At 65.8% G+C, this 24,124-nt stretch carries 22 protein-coding genes; 9 read left to right on the top strand and 13 right to left on the bottom strand.

The window, feature by feature from the left end; all coding sequences use genetic code 11:
• Positions 1 to 198: 198 nt before the first annotated feature.
• The 5 genes from AB7C87_RS13140 to AB7C87_RS13120 form a co-directional block, all read right to left on the bottom strand.
• On the bottom strand, positions 199 to 2,511 hold the full coding sequence (locus AB7C87_RS13140; protein ID WP_369729928.1) for a transglutaminase TgpA family protein: 2,313 nt from the start codon (positions 2,509 to 2,511) through the stop codon (positions 199 to 201).
• Positions 2,508 to 3,587, bottom strand: a complete 1,080-nt coding sequence (locus AB7C87_RS13135) for a DUF58 domain-containing protein (RefSeq protein ID WP_369729927.1) — start codon at positions 3,585 to 3,587, stop codon at positions 2,508 to 2,510. The genes AB7C87_RS13140 and AB7C87_RS13135 overlap by 4 nt, the downstream gene beginning before the upstream one ends.
• A gap of 28 nt (positions 3,588 to 3,615) precedes the next feature.
• Positions 3,616 to 4,590: an AAA family ATPase gene (locus tag AB7C87_RS13130; RefSeq protein WP_369729926.1), complete on the bottom strand. Its 975-nt coding sequence runs from the start codon at positions 4,588 to 4,590 to the stop codon at positions 3,616 to 3,618.
• A 253-nt stretch (positions 4,591 to 4,843) separates the two neighbouring features.
• Complete coding sequence (locus AB7C87_RS13125; protein ID WP_124194573.1) at positions 4,844 to 5,038, bottom strand: cold-shock protein; 195 nt, start codon at positions 5,036 to 5,038, stop codon at positions 4,844 to 4,846.
• A gap of 124 nt (positions 5,039 to 5,162) precedes the next feature.
• The gene (locus AB7C87_RS13120; RefSeq protein WP_369729925.1) at positions 5,163 to 5,426 is read right to left on the bottom strand and encodes a DUF7573 domain-containing protein; all 264 of its coding nucleotides are present in this window, start codon (positions 5,424 to 5,426) and stop codon (positions 5,163 to 5,165) included.
• An 86-nt stretch (positions 5,427 to 5,512) separates the two neighbouring features.
• On the opposite strand from AB7C87_RS13120, the gene AB7C87_RS13115 reads away from it, so the two are divergent.
• Positions 5,513 to 5,707 carry a DUF8024 family protein gene (locus AB7C87_RS13115; protein WP_369729924.1) on the top strand — a complete coding sequence of 65 codons (195 nt, stop codon included), beginning with the start codon at positions 5,513 to 5,515 and terminating at the stop codon, positions 5,705 to 5,707.
• Between the two features lie 105 nt (positions 5,708 to 5,812).
• Here AB7C87_RS13115 and AB7C87_RS13110 read toward each other — a convergent pair whose 3' ends face one another.
• The 6 genes from AB7C87_RS13110 to AB7C87_RS13085 all read right to left on the bottom strand — a co-directional run bounded on the left by AB7C87_RS13110 (position 5,813) and on the right by AB7C87_RS13085 (position 13,061).
• A complete protein-coding gene (locus AB7C87_RS13110; protein ID WP_369729923.1) occupies positions 5,813 to 6,805 on the bottom strand; it encodes a 5,10-methylenetetrahydromethanopterin reductase in 993 nt (330 codons plus the stop codon).
• A 228-nt stretch (positions 6,806 to 7,033) separates the two neighbouring features.
• On the bottom strand, positions 7,034 to 7,804 hold the full coding sequence (locus tag AB7C87_RS13105; protein WP_369729922.1) for a coenzyme F420-0:L-glutamate ligase: 771 nt from the start codon (positions 7,802 to 7,804) through the stop codon (positions 7,034 to 7,036).
• Between the two features lie 171 nt (positions 7,805 to 7,975).
• Positions 7,976 to 8,647, bottom strand: coding sequence for a cytochrome c biogenesis protein CcdA (locus AB7C87_RS13100; RefSeq protein ID WP_369729921.1), 672 nt, complete (start codon positions 8,645 to 8,647; stop codon positions 7,976 to 7,978).
• The gene (locus AB7C87_RS13095; RefSeq protein WP_369729920.1) at positions 8,644 to 9,210 is read right to left on the bottom strand and encodes a TlpA family protein disulfide reductase; all 567 of its coding nucleotides are present in this window, start codon (positions 9,208 to 9,210) and stop codon (positions 8,644 to 8,646) included. The genes AB7C87_RS13100 and AB7C87_RS13095 overlap by 4 nt, the downstream gene beginning before the upstream one ends.
• Positions 9,211 to 9,315: 105 nt before the next feature.
• Positions 9,316 to 10,977, bottom strand: a complete 1,662-nt coding sequence (locus AB7C87_RS13090) for a hydantoinase B/oxoprolinase family protein (protein ID WP_369729919.1) — start codon at positions 10,975 to 10,977, stop codon at positions 9,316 to 9,318.
• On the bottom strand, positions 10,974 to 13,061 hold the full coding sequence (locus tag AB7C87_RS13085; RefSeq protein ID WP_369730070.1) for a hydantoinase/oxoprolinase family protein: 2,088 nt from the start codon (positions 13,059 to 13,061) through the stop codon (positions 10,974 to 10,976). The genes AB7C87_RS13090 and AB7C87_RS13085 overlap by 4 nt, the downstream gene beginning before the upstream one ends.
• Before the next feature lie 272 nt (positions 13,062 to 13,333).
• On the opposite strand from AB7C87_RS13085, the gene AB7C87_RS13080 reads away from it, so the two are divergent.
• Positions 13,334 to 14,014: a hypothetical protein gene (locus tag AB7C87_RS13080; RefSeq protein ID WP_369729918.1), complete on the top strand. Its 681-nt coding sequence runs from the start codon at positions 13,334 to 13,336 to the stop codon at positions 14,012 to 14,014.
• A gap of 184 nt (positions 14,015 to 14,198) precedes the next feature.
• On the top strand, positions 14,199 to 15,668 hold the full coding sequence (locus AB7C87_RS13075) for an eIF2B alpha/beta/delta subunit family protein (protein WP_369729917.1): 1,470 nt from the start codon (positions 14,199 to 14,201) through the stop codon (positions 15,666 to 15,668).
• 265 nt (positions 15,669 to 15,933) lie between these two features.
• Here AB7C87_RS13075 and AB7C87_RS13070 read toward each other — a convergent pair whose 3' ends face one another.
• Positions 15,934 to 16,929, bottom strand: a complete 996-nt coding sequence (locus tag AB7C87_RS13070) for a PhoU domain-containing protein (RefSeq protein ID WP_369729916.1) — start codon at positions 16,927 to 16,929, stop codon at positions 15,934 to 15,936.
• 393 nt (positions 16,930 to 17,322) lie between these two features.
• Here AB7C87_RS13070 and AB7C87_RS13065 point away from each other — a divergent pair, with 393 nt between their 5' ends.
• From AB7C87_RS13065 to AB7C87_RS13040, 6 genes are all read left to right on the top strand, one after another.
• Positions 17,323 to 18,375 (top strand): PstS family phosphate ABC transporter substrate-binding protein, encoded by a 1,053-nt coding sequence (locus AB7C87_RS13065; protein WP_369729915.1) that lies wholly within the window; start codon positions 17,323 to 17,325, stop codon positions 18,373 to 18,375.
• Positions 18,376 to 18,390: 15 nt separating this feature from the next.
• The gene (gene pstC / locus AB7C87_RS13060) at positions 18,391 to 19,395 is read left to right on the top strand and encodes a phosphate ABC transporter permease subunit PstC (protein WP_369729914.1); all 1,005 of its coding nucleotides are present in this window, start codon (positions 18,391 to 18,393) and stop codon (positions 19,393 to 19,395) included.
• Positions 19,395 to 20,300, top strand: a complete 906-nt coding sequence (gene pstA, locus AB7C87_RS13055) for a phosphate ABC transporter permease PstA (RefSeq protein ID WP_369729913.1) — start codon at positions 19,395 to 19,397, stop codon at positions 20,298 to 20,300. The genes pstC and pstA overlap by 1 nt, the downstream gene beginning before the upstream one ends.
• A 1-nt stretch (position 20,301) precedes the next feature.
• On the top strand, positions 20,302 to 21,132 hold the full coding sequence (gene pstB / locus AB7C87_RS13050; protein WP_369729912.1) for a phosphate ABC transporter ATP-binding protein PstB: 831 nt from the start codon (positions 20,302 to 20,304) through the stop codon (positions 21,130 to 21,132).
• 3 nt (positions 21,133 to 21,135) lie between these two features.
• Positions 21,136 to 21,795: a phosphate signaling complex protein PhoU gene (gene phoU, locus AB7C87_RS13045; protein WP_369729911.1), complete on the top strand. Its 660-nt coding sequence runs from the start codon at positions 21,136 to 21,138 to the stop codon at positions 21,793 to 21,795.
• A gap of 63 nt (positions 21,796 to 21,858) precedes the next feature.
• Positions 21,859 to 22,872: a PhoU domain-containing protein gene (locus AB7C87_RS13040; RefSeq protein ID WP_369729910.1), complete on the top strand. Its 1,014-nt coding sequence runs from the start codon at positions 21,859 to 21,861 to the stop codon at positions 22,870 to 22,872.
• Positions 22,873 to 22,992: 120 nt separating this feature from the next.
• On the opposite strand, the gene AB7C87_RS13035 is transcribed toward AB7C87_RS13040, so the two are convergent.
• Positions 22,993 to 23,997 (bottom strand): PhoU domain-containing protein, encoded by a 1,005-nt coding sequence (locus tag AB7C87_RS13035; RefSeq protein ID WP_369729909.1) that lies wholly within the window; start codon positions 23,995 to 23,997, stop codon positions 22,993 to 22,995.
• Positions 23,998 to 24,124: the final 127 nt, after the last annotated feature.

The following is a 24,124-nucleotide window of genomic DNA, read 5'->3' as shown; positions in this document are numbered from 1 at the left end:
ACTATCGGGACCTACGCGCCGTCGTGCGGTTCTTTTTGAACGAACGTTGACGTGCTCGGGTTCGCCGTCGGTCTACGTGTCCCGAACCGACGGGAAATGGCCCCTCGGACGATTCGCCGTACGTCGGCGCCAGTCCATTCACGATACACCCGTGGATGGATCGGGAAACCGCTCTCACCCCATCACAGAGTACACCTCTCAGCGGTCGGTCGACGAACCGCCGATCACCGGAAGGCGGTTCCGGACCAGCCGATCGACGATTCGGATCGCCTCGTCGGCGTCCTCGCGGTCGACGCCCCCGCCGTAGACCGCCCGTTCGTAACACTCGAGGACCGTCCGAACCTGCAGGTCGCTCGCGACGTCTCCGCCGGGTCGAGCCTCGAGTGCCGAAATATACTCACGCGCCGACTCGTCGGCGCGGCGCGGGCGATACTCGCGAGCGAGGAGTGCCTCGAGCCGGCGGTACGCTCGCTCGGCGTCACTCGCGGGATCACGGCGGCGTCCGTGCCAGAACAGCCCGACCGTACGTCGGGCGCCTGCGACCACACCTGCCCGATGGACGCCGGCGACCAGACCGACCAGCAAGACGGCCGTGATCGTCAGTAGCTCGCGCGTGATCGCGACCGGCGGCGACAGTTCGCGGTCGTCCTCGCCGTCGTCGGTCGAGGTGTCGATCGGGCCCTGCTGGCCGCCTGGCGGGGTCGATGCCGGCCCCTCCTGATCGGACTGGGAGTCGTTCGCCGGTGGCTCGTCGTCCTCCTCGGGGATCGACTCGTCGGTCGCTTCGTCTTCGTGCTCGTCGGCGTCGTCTTCGTGTTCGTCGTCATCGGGCGCTTCGATCGGCTCGTCGTCGGGTTCGTCGGCGTCTTCGCGTTCGTCTTCCTGGGCCTCCTCGAGGTGTTCCTCGTGGACCGAGTCCCGCTCGCTACTGGGAGTCGGTTCGAACGCGACCCAGCCCGTCTCCGGGAAGTAGACTTCGACCCAGGCGTGGGCGTCTAGCCCGCGGACGACGTACTCGTCGTCGTCGACCTGCTCGCCGCTCGTGTAGCCGGTTACGTACCGCGCGGGGACGTCTTCGGCTCGGAGCATCTGGGTCATCGCCGTCGCGAAGTAGACGCAGTACCCTTCGTCCATCTCGAGGAGGAACTCCTCGGCGACGTTGCCCTCGGGCTGTTCGACGTCGAGTGAGTACTCCTTGGAGCTCCGCAGGTGGCGTTCGATCGCGACCGCCTTCTCGTACGGCGTCTCCGCACCGGCCGTTATCTCGGCGGTTCGTTCCTCGAACTCGCTCGAGGTTTCCTCGGGGCGCTGGAGATAGTGTTCACGAATCTCGTCGGGGTAGTCGGTTCCCGCCTCCCGGAGGTCCCCCGGCTGGGGGGTGACGACCGCGCTCTCGACGGCGTAGGTGTCACCTTCCATCAGCGTCGTCGTCGGGTGGACGTGACCGTGTCTCGAGACCTCCGTGTGATCGACGATATCTCCCTCGATCGCCGCCGGCTCCGGGACGGCGGGCATGACGCCGAGTTCCGTCTCCGCCGTGACCACGTGATGGTGGTGCTGGGTCGGCCCCGGTGGAGTGGTGATGGCGTCGTCGTCCTCGAGCGGAGTCTCCGTCCCCGTTCGCACCCACTCGTCGCCCGTAAACCGGTCGTAGATCCCGGTCCGCCAGTACGACGGCCGGTCAGATTCGACGGTAAACCGGACCTCGGGTGAGAGGTCGACCTGACCCGAGATACCCGACCGCTCGGACGCCGAGTCGATCGTCCCCTCGAGCGTGCCGTCGCTCGCTCCGCCCGCGGTCGTCGGGTTCGCCGGCCCGGCGGGCACGAACGTAACCGAAAGCGAGAGCGCGACGATGAGCGCGAAGAGGACGGCGATCAGGTCCGCCTGGGCGACCGATCCGCCGCGGCGTTCGAGTTCGCCGAAGCCGACCGTGCCGATCGCGCCAAGCGTCCCGATCAAGGTAACCGCCGTCCCCGCGTCGCCGGTCAGGACGAGAAACAGCAACGCCGCGCCGCCGGGAACGGCACTCGAGGCGTACCGGCCCCGGACGGCGAGATACCACGAGAGGAAGACGGGTGCGGGCACGAACGCGAGCGTCCAGACGCCAGCCTCGATCATCCGGAGCAACGGCATGCCGGTCGCGAGCGTCAGCACGTCGTCGAGGAGCGGACCGGTCCCCGAGACGATCACGCCCACGCCCAGCCCGCTGGTCTCGAGGTAGTACGCGAAGCCGACGGCGCCGGCGACGATCGCCGCCGCCGTCGCGGTTCGTGGGCGAATCGCGCGAGCCAGGACCGTCGCCACGACCAACATCGAACCGACGAGCGCGAACAGCGTTTGCGTCCCGCCGACGACGCGCGTTACGTCGAGCAACACGCTCACGTACGACGCCGTCAGGATCAGGACGCATCCGAGCGCGAGGAGGCGAAACGCGGTCGGCCCGATCGTTCCGTCGGCGTCCAGGCGCATCGTCCGGCTCCCGGAGCCGGAACCGTGATTCGTGCTCACGCGGCCACCCCCCGCGAACCGTCTCCGTGACGGTCGGCGCGTTCGTCATCGCTCGCTCGCTCGAGGGACTCGCCGGAACCGCCGGCGTTCTCCTCGCCGCGGAGCCGGTCGAAGGGGATCTCTTCACCGGCGACGACGACGGTCGGCTCCGCGCCGGCGGCGTCGATCACCACGTCGGCGTCCGCCCGAATCCGATCCTGGAGGCGTCCGGATTCGGCGACGGCAAGCGTCGCGAGTAGCGTTCGCCGGTGGCCCGGCCCCGAGCCGGGCGGTCGAGTCGCATTCGGGAGTTCGAGGCCGACGTCGAGGCTTGCCTCGAGCAGGTGGACGACGACGCTCGCGGTGGTACTCGCCAGTTCGTCCTCGTGACCTGGCGGTGCCGACGCGGCGACCGTGATCGCGCTGTGATCCCCGTGATCGGCGTACTCGGTCACGAACAGCTCCTCGTCGGGGCGTTTCGCGGCGGACTTCCAGTGGACGTCTCGAAGCGGGTCGCCGCGACGATACTCCCGGAGACCGTCGAACTCCCCGCGGTCGGTTCGACTCGCGGCTACCGCCGTGGCAGTCAACCGCCCGGCGTCGCGGCCCTCGAGTCCGTACACCCGCGGATAGACGACGACCGTTTCGCTCGACTCGTACTCGAAGCGGCGTTCGACCAGCCCGAGCACGTCGGTGACGGTGATCTCGAGTCCTCCGACGTCGTGTTCGCCGCGGCTCTCGAGGGAGAGGTCGTAGTCGAAGCGGGTCTGGGCGTCGGAGTCGAGAGTCGTCTCGAGCGTGGGCGACTCCGTCGCGGAGAGTCCCTCGCCGACGGTCGCGCGGATCGTTCCCGACGCCGTCTGCGGACTCTCGATCGTCCGTTCGACCGTGCGCGTCTCGCCGACGAACCCGTCGGCGACGGCGGCCCCCTCGACGGTGGGCGGATCGATCCGGGCGGTCGTCACCAGCGCCGCGACCGTCACGATTGCAATCGGGACGACCACGGCGTTTAGCGACCGGGGACCGTACTGCCAGCTCATCGCGAGTGCGAACGCGACGACGGCGACGGCGGTCCAGCCGCGGATCGTGAATCTCATGGCTCTCGGTACTCGCGGGACGTTCTCGTTACTCGATGGGGACTCGCTCGAGGGCGTTTTCGACGATGGTGCGGCCGTCGCGGTCGCGGTCGACCGTTCGGATCCGGTGGCTCAACGCGACCGGGGCCTCCACTTTGACGTCGTCGGGGATGACGTACTCGCGGCCGTCGGTGACGGCTCGTGCCTGGGCGGCCCGGAGAAGCGAGATCGTCCCACGGGGACTCGCGCCGACCTCTGCGTTCTCGCGGGTGTAGCCCGCGAGTCGGGTCGCGTACGCCCGGACCGGCTCCTCGACGCGGACGCCGGTAACCGTTTCTCGGGCGCGGACGACCGTCTCGCGGTCGGTGACGGGCTCGAGTGACTCGATCGGGTGGTGGCCGACGGTGCGATCGAGAATCTCGTGTTCCTCCTCGGGGTCGGGGTAGCCGAGCCGGAGTTTCTTCATAAATCGGTCGAGTTCGGCCAGCGGGAGGTCGTACGTGCGGTTCGGCTCGACGGCGTTTTGCGTGGCGATCACCGTGAACGGATCGGGCAGGCCGCGGGTCTCGCCGTCGACGGTGACCTGATTTTCCTCCATGGCCTCGAGCAACGCCGTCTGGGTCTTCGGCGGCGCGCGATTGATCTCGTCGCCGAGGACGATGTTGCCGAAGACGGGGCCGGGCTGGAACTCGAACTCCCGGTTGCGCTGGTCGAAGACGTTGACGCCGGTCACGTCCGAGGGGAGGAGATCGGGGGTAAACTGGACGCGACGAAACGAGCAGTCGATCGACGTCGCGATCGATCGGGCGAGCATCGTCTTGCCGACGCCGGGAACGTCCTCGAGCAACACGTGCCCGCGTCCGAGGATGGCGGTGACGACGTGTTCGACGACGTCGTCGTGGCCGACGATGACGCGGGCGACGTTCGCCGCGAGTTCCTCACAGAGGGTCGCGACGCTCGAGACGGAAAGCGGGTCGACGGGCGGTTCGTCGGTCGTGTTGGATGTCGGGTCGACGTCGGTCATCGATCACGTGGAGGGTGTATCCGGCTACGATTCATCGTCAGTCGTCCGTTCTCAGGCGCTGGCAAACATATGCGTTGTATCATCGAAGTGAACCGCAGTCAGTGCCATCGGATCCGTCGATTCGTTGGTCGTAGGGGACGGACGGTCAAAAGAATACTCCCTTACTCGCGTCCACACGTCGGGAGAATGTCGAACCGGCGGTGCGGTCGCTGGTCGGGACGACAGTCGGAAAACGATACCACTTACCTGGCACTCAGAGTCGTTCGACGTTGGTTGCGCGCGGGCCTTTGTCGGCCTGCTCGATATCGAATTCGACTTCCTGCCCCTCTTCTAGGTCGGGACCGCCGACGTCTTCCATGTGGAAGAACACGTCCTCGTCCGAATCCTCGCTCTCGATGAACCCGTAACCGCCAGTGTCGTTGAAGAATGCGACCGTACCTTTCGCCATTGCAAGTCAATAAAACCACGACGAAGATATAAATGTTCGGGGGGTTGTTCCGCGTTTTCGCTCGAGTTCGACCTCGATCGATCGTCCCGAAGGTCGGGAACTACGACCCCTTACAGGTGGGAGACTACCACTCCTTACAGTCGGGACAGACGACCCCCTCTCCGTCCCGCCAAACTCGCGTGCTCTCGGCGTCACACTGCCGGCAGACGTGCGGTCCCCAGGCGTACGTCGACAGCGACGTCGGCGACTCGTCGTCGGATTCCGAACCGTCGGATTTTCGAGTCTTGGCTTTCGAACCGTCGGATTCGGAGCCGTCGGAACTCGAGTCGTCGTCCTCGCCGTCGCTGGAGTCGACCCCGAACGTCGAGAGCGTCGCGTCCTCGGTCACACGCGAGGGTACGCACGAGAACGGTTTATACGGTTCGACTGTCCGAGACCGGCACGGCCAAGTACCACCGACGACAACCTCCGCCTATGGAATCCGCCGCAGCGTTGAACGTCATCGTGGACAACATCGTCGAGATGAACGAACTCTTCACCGACGTCGCGATGGGCGACGGTCTTGCACCGTTGCTCGTCCTCGTCGGAACGATCCTCGTCGTCTTCACCCTCGGCGTCTTCGGCGCGTTGACCCTCGGTGCCGCCGGCAGTCTCGTCACCTCGAGCTAACGTCGAATCGCGTTTTCTCCGATTCATACGGTTTGCTGTACCGATTTACCGGTGGTCTCGCAGGACCGGTCGCGGTTACACCGGAAATGACTGACAGCAGACGTATCAGGATACCCGCGTGAGCGCGTCGCTTGCGCGTTCGACGGCGTCCTCGAGATCCGGGCCAAGCGGCGAGCCGACGACGATTCCGTCGACGGACTCGAGGATCGCCTCGAACTGGTCCGCCACCGTCTCGGTGGTCCCCGCGATGCAGAACGCGTCGATCATCTCGGGTGTCACGTGGCCGAACGCCTCGGAGAGGTCGCCACGCTCTAAGGCGTCGCTTACCGCACTCGCCGCCTCGCGGTCGACGTCGTGGCGCTCGAGGACCGGTTCGGCCGCGCCGCCGACGATGAACGCGACCGGCGGTCGCGCGGCCTCGCGGGCCGCCTCTTCGTCGCCGGCGACGCTGACGCTCGCGAACGCGAGCGCCTCGAACTCCCCGCGGTCGTCGGATCGGTCGGCGAGTCCCTGCTCGATCTGTCCGGCGGCCCACTCGAGGTCCCGGGGATGGGCGGCGTTGATCAGCACGCCGTCGGCGTGTTTCGCGCTCATTCGGAGCATGTGTGGCCCCTGGGCACCGACGTAGACGGGAACGTCGACGGGGTCGAGATTGAGCGAGGCGTCGCGTGCGGTGAACGTCCCCTCGTGGGTGACGGTCTCGCCGGCCCAGAGGTCGCGTGCGACGTCGAACGTCTCGAGGACGCGTCGAAGCGGTCGATCCTGGTCGACGCCGAGTGTCGCGAGCGTGGAGCGATCGCCGGCGCCGACGCCGAAGACGGCCCGTCCGTCGCTCACCTCGTCGATCGTCGCCGTCTGCGCGGCGAGTTTCACGGGGTGGATCTCGTAGGGGTTGACGACGCCCGGCCCCAGTCGAACGTCCTCGGTCGCCTCGGCCATCCGCGAGAGCGCCACGAACGGGTCGCGGTTGAAGTAGTGACTGCTCGCGAACGCGACGTCGAACCCTTCCTCCTCGGCGAGCGCCGCCAGCCCGGCGACGCGCTCGAGGTCGTGTTCGGGAGTGAGTTCGATCCCCCAGGTCGGTTCGACGCCGGTCATCGGTCGTCCCCTCCGGTCTCGAGACGGCGCTCGAGGCGATCACGAGCCGCGTGTCGGTTCATACTCGCAGGGTCGGGCAGTGGCGTAAAAAGCCCACCGTCACCGGAGATAGCTGGCGAGACGAGGACTCGCGATTAGGGATGGTTCGGCCCGTACGCATCGGCGGCACACCCGCGGCCCGAGCGCTCGAAATCGCGACCCGGATCGCCGCCGACGGAGGTTCGGAGATCAGCGGTCGAACTCCCACCCGCGAAGCGCCTGCCGAACGAGGTCGTCCTCGACGGATCTGAACAGTTCGTCGCTCCCCTCGAGGTCGCCGAACTCCCAGCCGCGGACGACGACGGCGGGCGTCCCGCCGGCACCCTCGCCGGCGACGAGATTGGCGGCCGAGGAGAGTTCGTCGACGACCGACTGGACGGTGACGCCGAGTTCCCGACCGTCGCGGTCGGGTTCGCCGCGCCAGTCGCGACTCGCGTGGATGCCGGCCCAGCCGAGCGCGACCCCGCGCTGGCCGTGGCGGAACGGCCGCCCGCAGGTGTCCGTGACGATCACGGCGACGTCGTCGACGCCGCGCTCCTCGAGTCCCGACCGGATCCGTTCGGCGCTCCGGTCGGGCCGTTTGGGCAACAGAAGCAAGTCGTGATCCGGCACGTTCGACCGGTCGATCCCCGCGTTGACGCAGATGTGGCCGAAACGCGTCTCGGTGAGCAAAAACGGCGCCTCGATCAACAGTTCGGTGCTCTCCTCGAGGACCGCCTGTGCGAACCGCGGATCCTTCGTCTCGCCCGCAATCTCCTCGATTCTGGCGGCGAGTTCCCGCGCACGGGCGCTGACCGGATAGTCGTCCAGATCCGCCGTCCGTCCCTCCGCCTTCGAGACGACCGTGCTCGCGACGGTCACCACGTCGCCGGGTTCGAGAGCGGCCCGGTCCGCGATCAGGCCGGCGAGGTCGTCGCCGACGCGGATCTCGGGGAGATCCCGCACTGGCTCGAGTTCCATACCGGAGAGTGGGATAGCGACGTGAAAAGCGCACCGTCAGCGGACAACGTTGGCCAGGAGTCGTCGGAACTCGTGACGGTCTGCCAAGACGTACGGCCTGCTGTACGCCACGTCCGGCACAACTGCGATCCGGACGGCAGTTACGCCGGGAAACCGTTGGAACAACCCGTATCAGGGGACGACGTCGAAGACGAAGAGAAGGTAGTAGCCCGCGACCGCGAGCAGTACCGCCCCGGTCCCCCGGTTGATCGGACCGCTGTACCGGGCGAGCGTCCGCGTGATTCTTCGGCCGAACGGCTCGGAAACGAGCGCAAACGCTAGCAACGGCGCGCCGATGCCCAGGCCGAACGCGAGAAAGCCGAGCATGCTCTCCGCGTGGGTGTCATACAGCACCGGCGTCCGCGCGAAAAACAGCGAGATGGTCGCCGGATTACAGGGGAGGACGATCGCGCCGAAGAAGAAGCCGTAGCTGAACGCCGAAAGCGCGGGGTAGCGCGACTGTGGCGGCTCGAGCGTCGGGAACCTGGAGAACCCGCCCGGGTCGACGAGCAAGACGGCACCGACGACCGCGAGGGCGGCGAACGCGATCGGCGAGACGTCCGCGACGACCCTGTTGACCGACTCCTGGAGGAGGTAGGTGAACACGAGCCCGACGGCGGCCATGAACGCGAGGACGCCGGCGACGACGAGGACGCCGAGCACCGCGACCGGTCGTCGCCGTTTCGCGCCGTCGGCGCTCGCGAGGTAGGCGATAAACGCCGGGTAGAGCGGGATCACGCAGGCCGCGGTCAACGGCGTCGCGACGCCGAGCAAGAAGTGCTCGAGGAGTCCCGACAGCGTCATCCGCAGGTGTCGTCGATCCCGCTTCGGATCTCACTCGACTGTGCGACCTTCTCGACCGTTCCGGTCGTCCCGTCCGGACAGACGACGACCAGCGGCGACTGGGCGTGGACCGAAATCTCCCGTCCGAACTCGTCGACCAGCGCCTCGGTGAACGGCTCCGGTGCGGCGCCGAACGCCCACTCGTAGCCGTTTTCCTCGGCGTGATTCCTGACGTCCTCGGGATCGTCGTTGCCGTCGATCACGAGATCGACGAACTGTACGTCGTCGCCGAGATCTCCGTAGCTGTCGGCGATTTCCTCTTGCTGGCGGTTACAGGTCGGACAGAACGGCGCGAATGTGTGGACGACGACCGGCCGATCGACGCTCGCGATCGTAAACGACTCGCCGGTCGTGACGTCCTCGAGCATGGTTTCCTGCCAGTCCGTCACCTCTTCGGAGCCGCCCGCCGACGCGTCGTCGGTTTCGGTATCGTCGGGGTTGGCCCCGTCCTCGAGACAGCCCGCGAGGGCGAGCGAACTACCGGCGGCCGCGAGGAGGACACGACGGGTCGACGGCTGAGTCATGGCTGAAACGTATCGCGCGAGCACAAAATAGGTGTGCGACTGTGCGCCCTTCGCGCACAGCCGGCTCGCCGTCGGTCAGTGACGTCCGGCGTCTGTAAACGGCAGTTATTCCTCGTCGCCGTCCGGATCGCCGTGACCGCCGCCGCCGGGCGTCAGGACCGTCACCGTCGTCCCCGCCTCGACGTCGACGGTCGTCTTCGCCGGCACCGACTCGCCGTCGATCAGGTTCTTGCCGGGATCGCCGTCCTCGCCGCCTGCAACCCCTTGCGGGCCGTGTCGACGCCGCTCCGTGAGCAGGGAGACGGTGGCGTCGGTCTCGAGGGTGACCGATCGCTCGAGGCCGAGCCCGCCGCGGAACCGGCCGCGACCGCCGCTTCCCGGCCGGAGGGTGTAGCGTTCGACCCGGAGCGGGTACTCCGCCTCGAGTGCCTCGATCGGGGTGTTGAGCGTGTTCGTCATCCCGACCTGGACGCCGTCCATTCCGTCGCGGTCGGGGCGGGCGCCGAAGCCGCCGCCGATCGTCTCGTAGTAGGTAAACGAGCCGTCGCGGCCGCCGATCGTCAGGTTATTCATCGTCCCCTGGCCCTGAGCGGGGACGCGATCTGGCGCGGCCGCGGCCAACGCCGCGAAGACGACGTCGGTGACTCGCTGGCTGGTCTCGACGTTGCCGCCGACGACGGCCGCCGGCGGCCGAGGATCGAGCAACGAACCCTCGGGCGCACGAACCGTCACCGGCTCGTAACAGCCCTGATTCGGTGGGATCTCGGGGTCAGTGAGACACCGAACGACGAAGTAGACCGCGCTCGTCGCCACCGCGAGCGGGGCGTTCAGGTTCCCCTCGAGCTGGGCGGCCGTTCCCTCGAAGTCGACGTCGATCGTCGTCCCGTCGATGGTCACCGTCACTGCGATCTCGATATCCTCGTCAGTGACGCCGTCACCCTCGAGGACGTCGGTCGCCTCGTAGGTGCCGTCCGGTAACGCCTCGATCTCGCGTTCGATCCGCTCGCGCGAGTAGTCGATGACGGCGTCGAAGCCGGCGCGGACGGTCTCGCGGCCGTGCTCGTCGAACAGGGCGACGAGTCTGGTTTCGGCGCGTCGGTTCGCCGCGAGCTGTGCCCGGAGGTCCGCCCGGCGCTCCCGTGGGTTGCGGACGTTCGCGAGCAACAGCGCTTGCACGTCCTCGCGAACCTCGCCGTCGGCGACGAGACGGGTCGGCGGGAGTCGTAGTCCCTCCTGGTAGATCTCCCGGGAGTTCGCCGGCATACTCCCCGGCGTCGCGCCGCCGACGTCGGCGTGGTGAGCGCGCGAGACGGCGTAGCCGACGATCTCGATCGCCTCGTCCGGGTCCGCTCCGCCCTCCTCGGCGTCGGCCGCTGGTGCCAGCGGCGAGACCATCGTCACGTCCGGCAGGTGCGTCCCGCCGGTGAACGGATCGTTGAGCACGAAGACGTCGCCCGGGCGCGGGTCGTGCTCGCGGATGGCGTCGACGGCCGCCGGCATCGCTCCCAGGTGGACCGGGATGTGTTCGGCCTGTGCGATCATCCGTCCCCGGGCGTCGAACAGCGCCGTCGAGCAGTCCCGGCGCTCCTTGATGTTCGGCGAGTACGCACTCCGAATCAGCGTCCGTCCCATCTCCTCGGCGACCCCCTCGAGTTGGTTGCGAAGTACCTCGAGCGTGACGGGATCGATTTCGGTCGTCGTCTCCCCGCTCGAGTCGGCCGCGTCCGCGCTCTCATTGCCGGAATCGGGTGTGTTCGAGTCCGTCATCGTCTCTCACCTCCGGCTCGGCTCATGACGAGGGTTCCGTCGACGCCGATCTCTCCATTCCACCGCGGCGGGACGACGGTCGTACTCTCGGCCTGTTCTAAGATCGCCGGTCCAGACAGCGTCGTTCCCGCCTCGAGGCGGTCGCGGTCGTAGACGGTCGTCCCCCAGGCGCCGGTCTCGGAGAAGTGGACCTCTCGAGTGCCGACGAGCGCGCCGCCGTCGCCGTCGTGGTCGACGCCGGGATCCGTTCCGGGAACGGTCGCCGTCGCGCGGAGCGTGACCACCTCGACGGCCTCGTCGGTCGCGTAACCGTGGGCCCGATCGTGGGCCTCGTGGAACCGCTCCTCGACGGCCGCGGGATCGAACCCCTCGTCGACCGGAACGGTCAGTTCGAAGCTCTGCCCGGCGTAGCGGCAGTCTACCGCCCGTTCGACGGTCGCCCGATCGGGATCAGAAGCATCCGAGAGCACGTTCGCGACGAGGTCGTCGTAGGTCTCCTCCAACTCCGCGGGATTCGCGTCCGACAGCGTGAGGCCGACCGTCCGTGCGGCGTCGTAGCTTTCGTCGGCCGCGAGCAGGCCAAACGCCGAGAGGACGCCGCTCGGCCGGGGGACGACGACGCGGTCGATCTCGAGCGACTCGGCCAGCGCCGCGGCGTGCATCGGCCCCGCGCCGCCGAACGCGACGAGCGCGAACTCGCGGGGGTCGTGACCGCGCTCGACGGTCACCGAGCGGATCGTCCGGGTCATCGTCGCGTTCGCCACCCGGTAGACGCCGTGGGCGGCCTCGAGTGCGCCCTCGAGGCCCGCCTCGTCGGCCAACCGTTCTACGGCCTCGTGGGCGGCCTCGACGTCGAGAGTCATCTCGCCGCCGAGTGCGGTCTCGGGGCCGATGTAGCCCAACACGACGTTCGCGTCGGTGACGGTCGGTTCGGTCCCGCCGCGGCCGTAGCAGGCGGGGCCGGGGTCGGCACCCGCCGAGTGCGGTCCGACGCGCAACGCACCGCCGTCGTCGACCCAGGCGATCGAACCGCCGCCCGCGCCGACGGTGTTGACGTCGACCATCGGCGTCCTGATCGGGAGGCCGTCGATCTCGGCGTCGGTCGTCCGCTCGGCACGGCCGTCCCGGACCAGACTCACGTCGCTCGAGGTGCCACCCATATCGAACGTGACCAGCCCCTCGACGTCGGTCTCGTCGACCGTCGCGGCCGCGCCGACGACGCCCGCCGCCGGCCCTGAGAGTGTCGTCGTGACCGCGCGCTCGCGGACCGCCTCCGGGTCGGCGATACCGCCGTTCGCCTGCATGATCCACGGCGCCGGCAGCCCCGCCTCGTCGGCCTCCTCGACCAGCCGGCCGACGTAGCGGTCGATCGCCGGGCGCACGTAGGCGTCGACCGCCGTCGTCGACGTCCGCTCGAACTCACGGAACTCCGCGAGCACCTCGTGAGACGCCGAAACCGGCACCTCGAGGTGCTCGCGCAGGATCTCGGCGACCGCCCGCTCGTTCGACGAGTCAGCGTAGGCGTGGAGCAGACAGATCGCAACGGCCTCGACGTCGCGCTTGCGAAGCGTCTCCGCGAGCACCCGCACCTCGGCGTCGCTGACGGTCTGTTCGACGCCGTCGACCGTCGTCCGCTCGTCGACCTCGAAGCGTAGCTCTCGTGGGACCAGCGGCTCTGGCTTCTCGGCTTCGAGGTCGTACAGGCTCGGGCGGTCCTGACGGCCGATCTCGAGGACGTCGCGGAACCCCGCCGTCGTGACGAGGGCGGTCTTCGCGCCGCCGCGCTCGAGGAGGGCGTTGACCGAGACCGTCATCGCGTGGGCGAACTCCTCGATCTCGGTCGGGTCGATCCCCGCCTCGTCGCAGGCCTTCTCGATTCCCTCGAGGACGCCGACGTGTTGCTCGTCGGTCGTCGGGACCTTCGCGGTGAGGAGTCGGCCGCCGACCGAGAGCGCGACGTCGGTGAACGTGCCGCCGACGTCGACCCCGATTCGCGTGGCGCCGTCAACACCCGGCGCCGGGAGCGCTCGATCGCCCTGGTTCGAGTTGTCGTCATTCGATTCGCGCGGGCTCGAGTCCGTCATGGCGATCGAATCCCCGGCGTTGGCCTCCATCCACTCGGTCTCCGGGGAACGGACGGTCTCGGTGGTCGTCGGTTCGATGATCGTCGCGCGGCGTTCATACGGGGTCACTCGCACCCCACCCGAGTATAATTCACGGAATCGGGAATGGGGAATATGCGAGTCCGCGAGGTGACTCGAACGAACGCGGACGTGGCTAGGGCGTCGAACCCACAGAGTCCCCCACGACCGCACGAAAGGGGTTGATTGATGTACGCTCGAGTCAGTTTCCCGGCATGTCGAATCCGCCGCTCAACGTCGAGTACTGGTCGTCCCTGTATCGCGTCTACACCGACTACGCCGAGCAGTATTCGGTGGGAATCGCGTCTCCTCGAGTGGTCGACCGGGCCGAGAAGCTCTGGGAGTGGAAGGGGCTGAATCGGAGTATCCCGTTCGAGGAGATCGCACCGACGATCGAAGGGGTGGATTGGGACGACTATCTCGAGGAGCGTCCGCAGGATGCGATCGAGTCGCTCTCCGACCACCTGGTCGAGGAGGACGTTATCGGCCCGAACGGCCTCGTCACGCCGGCGTTTCTCCTCCACCTGGCGGCGAGCGACCCCGACCGGTACTCGGCGACGTTCCCGATCTACGATCGGCGGGTCTGGAACGCGTACGTCTACCTCTGGCGACTCCGAGACGAGGACGGACAGCTGTACGCGGCGGCGAGTCACAGCACGGACCAGTACGCGGCGTTCTGTCGAGCGTTCCGTCGAACCTGTCCCGACGGCGACGCCCGCGAGTACGAACGAGCGCTGTTCATGTTCGGCGGGTTCATCATGGACCTCCCGCCGAACGATTCCCCGACGCCGATCGCGACGATCGACGACCACCTCGAGCGCCAGGAGCGAGCGATCGCCAGGAGGGAGGAAACGGCTGGGTACGCGTTGGTCGATATCGACGGCGTTCGGGCGTAACGTTCATCTGCATATCCGAGCGAAGATGCTTTCGTAAGGCCGTTGTGAATCGAGTTCGCTCGAGACGGTACGTGCGTGTCGGATAGGATCGCCCTTCTCTTCGAGGATTGCCATTCCCCCGTAGGCAGGGGATCCAACGTCGAATCCCGAAAGCGATTCCCTCGCGGCGACCGTTCGTCGGCGTATGAGTGGCGATCCAGCACGCGAGGACCAAAGCGGGAACGACGAGGCCGAAGAGAGCCACGTCGTCACTGCCTTTCTTCGAGATCGGGGCCGGATACTGCTGTTACGACGGAGCGACGCGGTCGGCACCTACGCGGGCCAGTGGGGTGGCGTCTCCGGCTTCGCCGAGGGGGATCCCGACGGACAGGTCCGCGTCGAGATCCGCGAGGAGACCGGCCTCGAGGCCGACGATCTCGCGTTCGTCCGGTCGGGACGGCCCGTCCGGTTCGAAGACGACGACCTCGAGCCGAGTCGAGAGTGGGTCGTCCACCCGTACCTGTTCGACGTCGACGACGATCGGGAGATCGAACTTGGCGAGGAACACGACGCGCTCGAGTGGATCGACCCGACCGAACTCGTCGCGCCCCCCTCGGGCGTCGATTCGGACGATTCGAGCGACCTCGAGCCGGTGCCGAAGCTCTGGACGGCCTACGAGCGGGTCGCACCGACGGTTCGATCGATCGCCGCGGACGACGATCACGGCGCGGCCCACCTTTCGATCCGCACACTCGAGGTCCTCCGGGATCGGGCGGGACTGCTCGTCGCCGAGCGGGCCGAGTTCGACACGGACCCGGACGAGGAGTGGGACGAACTCGCCGAACTCGCGACGCGTCTGCTCCGGGCGCGTCCCGCGATGGCGGTTCTCCGGAATCGGGTGAATCGCGCGATGGCGACTGCGGCCGGGATCGACGCGGCCCACGACGAAGGCAGCGAGGAACGCGATTCGGAGGGCATCGCTGGAGTCGATGGATCGGACCGTCGGGACGCGAGAGCAGTCCTCGAGTCGACGCGGGAGGCGATCGATCGAGCGCTCGCGGCGGACGCCGACGCCGCGGTGACCGCGGGCGAACGCATCGGTGGCCGGGTCCTGACGCTCTCACGATCCGGGACCGTTCTCGAGGCGCTCCGTGCCGGAAACCCGTCGCGGCTGTTCGTCGCCGAATCGCGGCCGGCACGCGAGGGCGTCGCCGTCGCCGAGGCGCTGGCGACCGATCCGACCGTCGACTGTCCGGTGACGATCCACACCGACGCGGCCGCCGCGTCCGTCCTCGCAACCGAGTCGATCGACCGCGTCGTCGTCGGCGCGGATACGATCCTCCCCGATGGCTCGGTGGTAAACAAGACCGGAACGCGGGCAATCTCGATCGCGGCCGCTCGAGAGGGCGTTCCCGTCACCGTCGTCGCCGCGACCGACAAGGTCTCGACGCGCGAGGAGGTAAACCTCGAGTCCGGCGACCGAACGGCGGTGTACGACGGCGACGCCGCCATCGACGTCCACAATCCGACGTTCGACGTGACGCCTGGAGACTGCGTGAGCGAGTTCGCCACCGAACGCGGGGCGCTCGAACCCGCGGACGTGAGCGCGGTCGCGACGACGTTGCGCGAACTCGAGGACTGGCGAGCGGATGGTGACGTAACCGAGAGTCGGTAATGGCGATCGAGAGACTGCGTTCTCGACGCACCGGAACCGACTCGAGGAATCCCCGGACTGGAATCCACTCGAGGGAGCGACGCGCCGAAATTCGATCCGGGACGCGAAACGACAGATCGAAACCCTTCCGGGCGCTATCTGGCGGTGGCGGCAGTGACGAAGAGTTACCCCCACCGAGCCCCGTGTGACGAGGGATTTTCCCGAGCCGCCGTTTCGAACGACGTCCCTGTCCTGAAACCCCTCCCGCCAGTCGTCTAGGAAGACGCTACGGGCGCGGCGCGGCCTTCTGGAGTGCCGTCTCGGCGACGTTACCACCGTAGTCGGCGCTCCGCGAGAGCGAATCGAGGATGAGTCCGAGCGATTGCGCCTCTACCGAATCGAGGTCGCGCAACAGATCGTCGATCCGCCGCGTGTGTTCGTCGATCTCGAGGACGGACTCGAGAGCAGCGTGTCCGAGGTCGGTCGCCCGATCGGCCTCCTCGGCGAACAGCGCGTCCATCGACTTCTCGACGACGCTCGCGACGTCCCCGTGAAGGTCGCGGAGGGCGTCGGCGACCTCCTCGGGGAGCTCTTCGAGTTTGCGCGCGAGCTGGGCGATCTTGACTGCGTGGTCGGCGATCCGCTCGAGTTGGCGGGCGCTCGAGTGGTAGTCGAAACAGTCCTCGCGGTGGACGCCGAGTTCCTCGGCGGCGCGGGGGGACCTGAGCGTTGCCCGGAAGATTCGGGAGACGACTAGCCAGAGGCGATCGACGTCGTCGTCGCGTTCGACGACGTCGCGAGCGATATCGTCGTCGTTTTCGACGAGTGCGGTCACCGCGTCCTCGAGCATCGACGCCGCGATGAGTCGCATCCGGGTGACGGCGTTGACGATCGACAGCTCCGAGGAGTCGAGTAAGTCCTGGACGACGACGCGATCCGATCCCTCCTCGACGATTTCGACCCCGATCAGTCCCTGGATCGCGCTCCGGATCGCTCGGCGCTGGTCGGTCGTAATGCGCCCCGCCTCGAGCGTGATGACGTCGAACCCGCTGACGTACATCGTCATCACGGCCCGGATCAGTTGTTCGTCCGCCAGGCTCGAGACGTCGAGTACCCCTTCCTGGTGGGTAACGTCACTTTTCGGCGTCACCAGCAACGTATCCTCCTCCGAGTAGATTTCGACGGTGGTTCCGCTGCTGACGTCGTTTTCCGTCGCCCACGTCTTCGGGAGCGAAACGGTGTACGTCGATCCGCCGGTCACCTGGACCTTTCGGGTCTCCATGTAGCGCGCTTACTGCGGATTGCATATAAATATGTCTTAATCTATAGAGTCAGCCAGTTACGACCTCGACCTTCGACCTCGAAATAGTGCGTTATGGTGCAGTAGGCGCATCAAAAACGAATTATGTGGAGAAACTCTCGCAAACGTATGGGTATATAGAAGTCAATAGTGTGGGGATGGCCTCGACCCAGGGGGGTATTTCGATATCGTTTCGTCGTTACCACTTCTCACCGCGAAACTCTCCAATAGTCCCGTTAAATGCTTCTGTGGGCATTCTGGGTTCGATCAGTAATGGTAGATATACTGTTCGGTACATAGCTCCATATCGTGCGCAGTATTCGGATATATAGATATTAGAAGCCTACTTGTTCGCGTTCGATCGTCGTCTATTCGATGACGGACAACCAGTCCGGTCGAACCGGTTTCGGTGGGGTATCGAGGCGGAAGTTCGTAGCTATCGGCGCGACGGCGGGGATCATCGGCGTCGCTGGGTGCAGTAGCGATGATGGCGGAAACGGCGGCAACGGCGACAACGGCGGCAACGGCGGCAACGGCGGCAACGGCGGCAACGGCGGCGAAAACGGCGGAAACGGCGATCTCTCCGGGGCGATCCAGGCCTCCGGATCGAACACGGTTCGTCCGCTAACCGACGCAGTCGGCGAGGCGTTCGAGCAGGAATATCCGGAAGTGGTCGTCGAAGTTCGTGGCCCCGGTACGGGTGCCGGTTTCCAGGAGTTCACGCAGGGCGACACCGACATCCAGAACGCGAGTCGAGACATCGCTGACGACGAGCTAGCACGAGCCGACGAGAACGGAATCGAGTACACCCGGTTCACAGTCGGACAGGACGCACTGACCGTCTACCTCCACCCTGACAACGACTGGGTCGACTACCTCACAGTCGACGAACTCGAGGCGATCTACGAGTTCGAGTCCAGCGTCGAGACGTGGAGCGACGTTCGCTCGGAGTGGCCCGACGAACCGATCGACGTCTGGAGCCGGGACACCGACTCCGGGACGTTCGATTACTTCACGGAAGCGCTCACCGGCCAGGCCGGAAACGTCCGCCAGGACGACATCACGATGCGCCAGGAGACGATCGCCATCGTCGACGGCGTCTCCCAGAACCAGTACGCCATCGGCTTCGGTGGCCACAGCTACTGGCTCGAAAATCAGGATAGCGTCGAAGCCGCGGCGATTCGAGACCGCGGCGAGGACGAGGCGTACGAACCCCTCGACGAGCACATTAACGCCGGCGATTACACGCCGCTGACGCGGCCGCTGTTTACGTTCTACAACAACGAATCCTTCGACCGAGAGGAAGTCATCGAGTTCGCTCGATACTACTTCGACAACGTCCAGAGCATCGCCCCCGAGGCCGGCTTCTTCGGTGCCCCTACCGACGTGCTAGAGGAGAATCACGACAAACTGGACGATCTCCTGTAACTGAAGCCCAAACCAATGAGTACCGATACTGATTCGAAAATAACGTTCACCGACGAGCGAGTCGACGGCGATCAGCGGCGCAATTCGCTCGTCCGGGGCGTGCTTTTTGTCTGTACGTCGATCACGGTCGTAACGACGCTGGCGATCTTTTGGGTACTGTTCAACGAAGCGACGCACTTTTTCTTCGATCGTCGGTTTACCGGGATCCTCCTCGGGCTGGTCGAAGGCGCCGAGATCGGGCAACGAGTGACGTTCACCGAGTTCTTCGCCGGCACTCACTGGGACCCGACGCACGCGATCAACCCGGGTCACTGGATCTTGCCGCTGGTATGGGGAACGTTGCTTATCACCGTGGGCGCGGCGTTCGTCTCGATTCCGATCGGGACGTTGACCGCGCTATACCTCTCGGAGTACGCCAGTAGCAACGTCCGAAAATACCTGAAACCGGGACTCGAGATCCTCGCCGGCGTCCCGACGATCGTCTACGGTTTTTTCGCCATCTCGTTTCTCACGCCGTGGCTGATCCAGCCGATCGCCGAACTGTTCGGCCAGCAGACGCGAGCGACGAACGCCGCTGCTGGCGCACTGGTAGTCGGGATCATGACAATTCCGATCGTCGCGTCGATCAGCGAAGACGCGATGAACTCGGTGCCCGACGAGTTGCGAAACGGGGCCTACGCCCTCGGTGCGACGAAGTACCAGGTATCGACACGCATCGTGCTTCCCGCATCGGTATCGGGCGTGTTCGCCGCGTACATCCTCGCGATCTCTCGAGCGATCGGGGAGACGATGGCCGTCGTCCTGGCCGCGGGGTTCACGGCGCAGATCACCCTCAACCCGTTCGTCGAGATCCAGACGATGACCGCGTACATGGTCGACGCCGCACGCGGTGAGGCAGTTATCGGAAGCATCAGATATCAGAGCCTGTTCGCCGTCGGGCTCGCGCTGTTCGTGATGACGCTCGCGATGAATCTGCTCAACGACCGACTCAAACAGCGATACAGGGAGGAATACCAGTAATGGGCGCAGAAACCGAAGACGCGCCGTTTACCGAACTCGATCTCAGTTGGGAGCACACGAAAAATCGGGCGTTCATGGGACTGTGTTTCGTCTCGTCGATCATCGGCCTCGTCGCCCTCGCGTTCCTGATCGGTGACGTCATCTGGGAAGCGACGCGCGCGATCACGGTGTACGAGACGAGCCTCGGTCACTTCCTGACCAGCGTCGGATCGGTCAACCCCGAGCGCGCCGGATTCTACGCCGCGATGATGGGTTCGATCTGGCTGATCATCTTCACTGCGCTGATTGCCTTCTTCGTCGGCGTCGGCGCAGCGATCTATCTCGAGGAGTTCGCCCCGGACAACCGACTGACGCGGTTGATCGAGGCGAACCTCGCGAATCTGGCCGGCGTTCCGTCCGTCGTCTACGGGCTCGTCTGTCTCGGGCTGTTGGTCAACGGGCCACCGGATATGGGACGAATCATTCTCGTCGGCGCGATCGCGCTCGCACTGCTCGTGATGCCGATCATTATCGTGTCGGCGATGGAGGCGCTTCGTGCGGTTCCTGACAGCGTTCGTGCCGGTTCACAGGCCATCGGCGCCACGGAGTGGCAGACGATCCGCAACGTCGTTCTCCCGGCTGCGGTCCCGGGGATCATGACGGGAACGATTCTGGCGCTCGCCCGTGCGATCGGCGAGACGGCTCCCCTGCTCATGGTCGGTGCGCTGGTCGGTGCTCGACACGTCCCCGGCGGACCGTTCGATCGAATCACGGCGATGACGGTGACGATCTTCGAGTGGGCGTTCAACTTCCAGGATCACTTCCACGTCCTCGCCGCGCTCGGGATCGCCGTCTTGCTCGTCATCCTGCTCGCGATGAACGGGATCGCGATCTACGTGCGAAACAGATACGAAACGGAGATTTGACATGGCAACATCCAACGAATCACTGATCGAAACCGAGGTGCAGACATCGAATACCGAACGGGAAAGCCGACCGGACGAGACCGTCCTCGAGGCCAGAAGCCTCGACGTCTACTACGGCCAGGATCAAGCGCTTACCGACGTCTCGATCGAGATTCCCGAGCACAAGGTGACCGCGATGATCGGCCCGTCGGGCTGTGGGAAGTCGACGTTCCTGCGGTCGATCAACCGGATGAACGACCAGATCGACGCCTGCAATGTCGACGGCGACCTCTACTTCCACGGGAAGAACGTCTACGACGACGACGTCGATCCGGTCGCACTACGGCGAAAGATCGGCCAGGTGTTCCAGAAACCGAACCCGTTTCCCAAGTCGATCTACGACAACGTCGCCTACGGCCTGCGCGTCCAGGGAAAAGCCGCCGGTGTCGACCTCGACGACGCCGTCGAACAGGCCCTGCGTGGCGCGGCCCTCTGGGACGAAGTCGAGGGCAAACTTGACTCGAGCGGGCTCGACCTCTCGGGCGGGCAACAACAGCGTCTCTGTATCGCGCGGGCGATCGCGACCGACCCCGAGGTCATCCTAATGGACGAGCCGACGAGCGCGCTCGACCCCGTCGCGGCGTCGAAGATCGAGGATCTGATCGACGGACTCGTCGAGGAGTACACGGTCGTCATCGTCACCCACAACATGCAACAGGCCGCCCGAATCTCCGATAAGACCGCAGTGTTTCTCACCGGCGGCGAACTCGTCGAATTCGACGACACCGCGAGTATCTTCGAGGACCCGGCCGACGACCGCGTCGAAGACTACATCACCGGCAAGTTCGGCTGATCCATGGCGCGAATCGAGTACCAAGAACAGCTGGAGCAACTCCGCGAGGACGTCCTCGAGATGAGCGACGTCGTCTGTCAGCGCCTGCGCCGGGCACTCGAGGCCTACGAGACGACCGACGCCGCGCTCGCGAATCGCGTGATCGCGGGTGATCACGAAGTAAACGAACTATATCTCGACCTCGAGGGAGAGTGTATCGACCTCTTTGCGCTCCAACAGCCGGTTGCAGGCGACCTCCGGTTTATCGCCTCGTCGTTCAAAATCATCACCGACCTCGAGCGAATCGCCGACCTCGCGGTCAACTTAGCCGAGTACGCGAAGCGAGGCGACCGGGATCGCTACCCCGATATCGACGTCGTCCACATCGGCACCGAAATCGTGTTGCTGGTCGAAGACGCCATGCGGGCGTACGCGACGAACGATGCCGACGCCACCTACGGGATCGCCGCAACCGACGACGAAATCGACGAACTCTGTGGCCGTGCGAGTCGCATCGTCGCCCGGGATCTCGTCGAAACCGACGCCGTCGACGACGACCTCCTCGAGGAAGTTTCGCGAATGCTGTTGACGATTCGCGATCTCGAGCGAGTGGGCGACCACGCGGTGAATATTGCCGCTCGAACGCTGTACATGGTCGAGAACGACGACGAACTGATCTACTGATGATCGAAAACGACGAGTTGATCGACCGATGACGGCCGAACACATCGGCGGTTCGAACGACTGATGAGCAACGGAGAGCACCCAGCCGAGTACGAGCCGGTCGAGCGGAAGGTACAGCTCGCCGGAAACTCGACGTTCGTCGTCTCGTTGCCAAAAGAGTGGGCGCGGGCCCAGGACCTCGAATCCGGAGCGTCGATGTATCTCTACCCCCACGAGGATCGACTGATCGCGGCGGCCGAGACGGTCACAGATCGCACCCAGCCGGTCACCGTCGACGCCGCCGATCTCGACGGCGAAACCGTTCGACGGCGGGTCGAAGTCGCCTACGTCGAGGGCTGTGATCGAATCACGATCACCGGTCTCGAGCGCCTCGAGCCCGACTCACGCCGGCGGCTCGAGCGCTCGATCGGGCGCCTCGTCGGCGTCGCGATTCAGACCGCTACCGACGAGACGATGACGGTGACGAACGTCCTCGACGCCAGCGAGGTATCGCTCCCCCAGACTCTCGCACAGATTCGCCAGCTCACGCTCGAGATGTACGAGGACGCGATCGAGAGCTTCTGTCGCGGCGACGCCGACCTCGCCCGGCGAGTGATCGACCGCGACGACGACGTCGACAGACTGTTCGCGTTCGTCAGCCGGGGCGTTCATCGTGGACTGGAGGACGTCCGCGAGATCAACCACCTCGAGACGGACCGGACGTCTGCGTTTCGCGAGTACCGGGTCGCCGACGAACTCGAGCGGATCGCCGACGACGCCACGGAGATTGCGGCGGCGGCGACGAAACGCTCCGGCCCCGCGGACGACGAGTTCGCGCCAGAGATCGAGGCGATCGGCGCACAGACCCGTTCCGTGGTCGAACACGCTTTCGACGGAGAGCAGGCTCGAGTCATCGAGGCGGCCGCGACCGCACGCGATCGAATCGCAACGTTCGACGACCGGCTGGCCGAGCGGGACGTCCCGGAGGGCTACCTGTACGGAACGGTAATCCAGCGGCTCCGACAGACGACCGAACACGGTCTCGCGATCGCGGACGCGACCGTGGAATCGACGGTCGAAGGCTCTCGGAGTCGGTGACTGTCGTTTCACTCCCGATCGCGAATCGGAGACCGGTACTGGTCGTACCGGTCGTCGACGCGCGAAAATCCTCTTCTCCGGAGCGATCGGCTGGCGTCTCGAGCGTGACCGGTCGCTCGATCAGTGTGCGTCGTCGATCGTGATCCGGACTCCGACCTCGGCGATCGCCCGCGCGTTTCTCACCGTCCGATCGAGGTAGTCGAAGAGACTGTTTACGCTCGAGGCCACCGAGGAGTCCTCGTGGTCGAACAGCCGCTCTCGCTCGACATCGATCGCCTCTCGCTGGCGAGTACAATCGCGCACAATCGCGTGAGATTCTGCGCTTTCGGACGTTCGAAAGACGGTGTTACAGGCTCGCTCCTGGAGGTGTTTCGTCTCGCTTGCACGCTCTTGGAACGCTCTCGAGAACGTCGCCGGAAGCGGCGTCTGAAACTGGTCGACGTGTTCGGCCATGCTCGTCGCGCAGCCAGCGATCCGGTCCAGGTGAGTCGCGGCTCGGTAGTAGCCGAACAGTTCGACTCGGGAGCAACCGAGTCGGTCCGCCTCTTGGAGGTCGGAGAGGCTCCGGCGGAACTGGCGTTCGATCAACGAGAAGTGTTTGTCGGCCTCCGACGTTCGGTCGCTGACCTGCGAGGCGAGTTCGACGTCGGAGTCGACGATCGCCTTGACGGCGTCGCGAAACATCGCGAGCGTGATCAACTGGAGGCGTAGCGTGCTCTTTCGAACGGAGATCGTGTCGCTGTCGAGGAGGTTTCGGAGCGTGATCGTGTTCTCGGTCCCCTCGATGATCTCGAGACCGCAGAGTCGATCCACTGCGGTCGTCACCACGTGGCGTCGTCTGCCCGTCTCCCCGCCGTGGTCGAGTAAGGTAATCTCGTCGTAACCGGCGAGATAAGCGGCTCTAATCGACTGCCTGATCGGCTGTTCGTCCTGTTGACTGATGTCGATCCGGGCCGTTTTCGCTCTCTCGCTCCCGTCGTCGACCGTCTCGAGCAACAGGGAGCGATCGTCGGGATAGAGATAGAGCACCGATCCCGAATCGATGTTGTGCTCGTCCGCCCACTGTTTGGGAAGCGAAACCGTATACGTCGTTCCGCCGGATAGCTGTACTTTGCGCGTTTCCATACGCGACGCTCCCAGCGAACCCCGATAACCGCTTATATGACCGCTATAGCGGACTGTTTAATCGTCGTTACTCGATGGGAAAACCCCCGGTCGATCGAACTGGATACGGACCGATCAGTTCGGTACG

The organism is Natrarchaeobius versutus, assembly GCF_041205745.1.
Taxonomy (GTDB): domain Archaea; phylum Halobacteriota; class Halobacteria; order Halobacteriales; family Natrialbaceae; genus Natrarchaeobius; species Natrarchaeobius versutus.
The sequence above is the reverse complement of the archived record's forward strand: the minus strand, read 5'-3'. Positions and strand labels throughout refer to the sequence as shown.

What these genes read in the sequence shown, in the direction of transcription:
- AB7C87_RS13115 (WP_369729924.1), top strand. Translation starts at nt 5,513, where the DNA reads ATGGAATCCGCCGCAGCGTTGAACGTCATCGTGGACAACATCGTCGAG.
- pstB (WP_369729912.1), top strand. Translation starts at nt 20,302, where the DNA reads ATGGCAACATCCAACGAATCACTGATCGAAACCGAGGTGCAGACATCG.
- AB7C87_RS13130 (WP_369729926.1), bottom strand. Translation starts at nt 4,590, where the DNA reads ATGACCGACGTCGACCCGACATCCAACACGACCGACGAACCGCCCGTC.
- AB7C87_RS13095 (WP_369729920.1), bottom strand. Translation starts at nt 9,210, where the DNA reads ATGACTCAGCCGTCGACCCGTCGTGTCCTCCTCGCGGCCGCCGGTAGT.
- AB7C87_RS13135 (WP_369729927.1), bottom strand. Translation starts at nt 3,587, where the DNA reads ATGAGATTCACGATCCGCGGCTGGACCGCCGTCGCCGTCGTCGCGTTC.
- pstC (WP_369729914.1), top strand. Translation starts at nt 18,391, where the DNA reads ATGAGTACCGATACTGATTCGAAAATAACGTTCACCGACGAGCGAGTC.
- AB7C87_RS13040 (WP_369729910.1), top strand. Translation starts at nt 21,859, where the DNA reads ATGAGCAACGGAGAGCACCCAGCCGAGTACGAGCCGGTCGAGCGGAAG.
- AB7C87_RS13090 (WP_369729919.1), bottom strand. Translation starts at nt 10,977, where the DNA reads ATGACGGACTCGAACACACCCGATTCCGGCAATGAGAGCGCGGACGCG.
- AB7C87_RS13110 (WP_369729923.1), bottom strand. Translation starts at nt 6,805, where the DNA reads ATGACCGGCGTCGAACCGACCTGGGGGATCGAACTCACTCCCGAACAC.
- AB7C87_RS13085 (WP_369730070.1), bottom strand. Translation starts at nt 13,061, where the DNA reads ATGACGGACTCGAGCCCGCGCGAATCGAATGACGACAACTCGAACCAG.
- AB7C87_RS13105 (WP_369729922.1), bottom strand. Translation starts at nt 7,804, where the DNA reads ATGGAACTCGAGCCAGTGCGGGATCTCCCCGAGATCCGCGTCGGCGAC.
- pstA (WP_369729913.1), top strand. Translation starts at nt 19,395, where the DNA reads ATGGGCGCAGAAACCGAAGACGCGCCGTTTACCGAACTCGATCTCAGT.
- AB7C87_RS13070 (WP_369729916.1), bottom strand. Translation starts at nt 16,929, where the DNA reads ATGGAGACCCGAAAGGTCCAGGTGACCGGCGGATCGACGTACACCGTT.
- AB7C87_RS13100 (WP_369729921.1), bottom strand. Translation starts at nt 8,647, where the DNA reads ATGACGCTGTCGGGACTCCTCGAGCACTTCTTGCTCGGCGTCGCGACG.
- AB7C87_RS13125 (WP_124194573.1), bottom strand. Translation starts at nt 5,038, where the DNA reads ATGGCGAAAGGTACGGTCGCATTCTTCAACGACACTGGCGGTTACGGG.
- phoU (WP_369729911.1), top strand. Translation starts at nt 21,136, where the DNA reads ATGGCGCGAATCGAGTACCAAGAACAGCTGGAGCAACTCCGCGAGGAC.
- AB7C87_RS13075 (WP_369729917.1), top strand. Translation starts at nt 14,199, where the DNA reads ATGAGTGGCGATCCAGCACGCGAGGACCAAAGCGGGAACGACGAGGCC.
- AB7C87_RS13065 (WP_369729915.1), top strand. Translation starts at nt 17,323, where the DNA reads ATGACGGACAACCAGTCCGGTCGAACCGGTTTCGGTGGGGTATCGAGG.
- AB7C87_RS13080 (WP_369729918.1), top strand. Translation starts at nt 13,334, where the DNA reads ATGTCGAATCCGCCGCTCAACGTCGAGTACTGGTCGTCCCTGTATCGC.
- AB7C87_RS13035 (WP_369729909.1), bottom strand. Translation starts at nt 23,997, where the DNA reads ATGGAAACGCGCAAAGTACAGCTATCCGGCGGAACGACGTATACGGTT.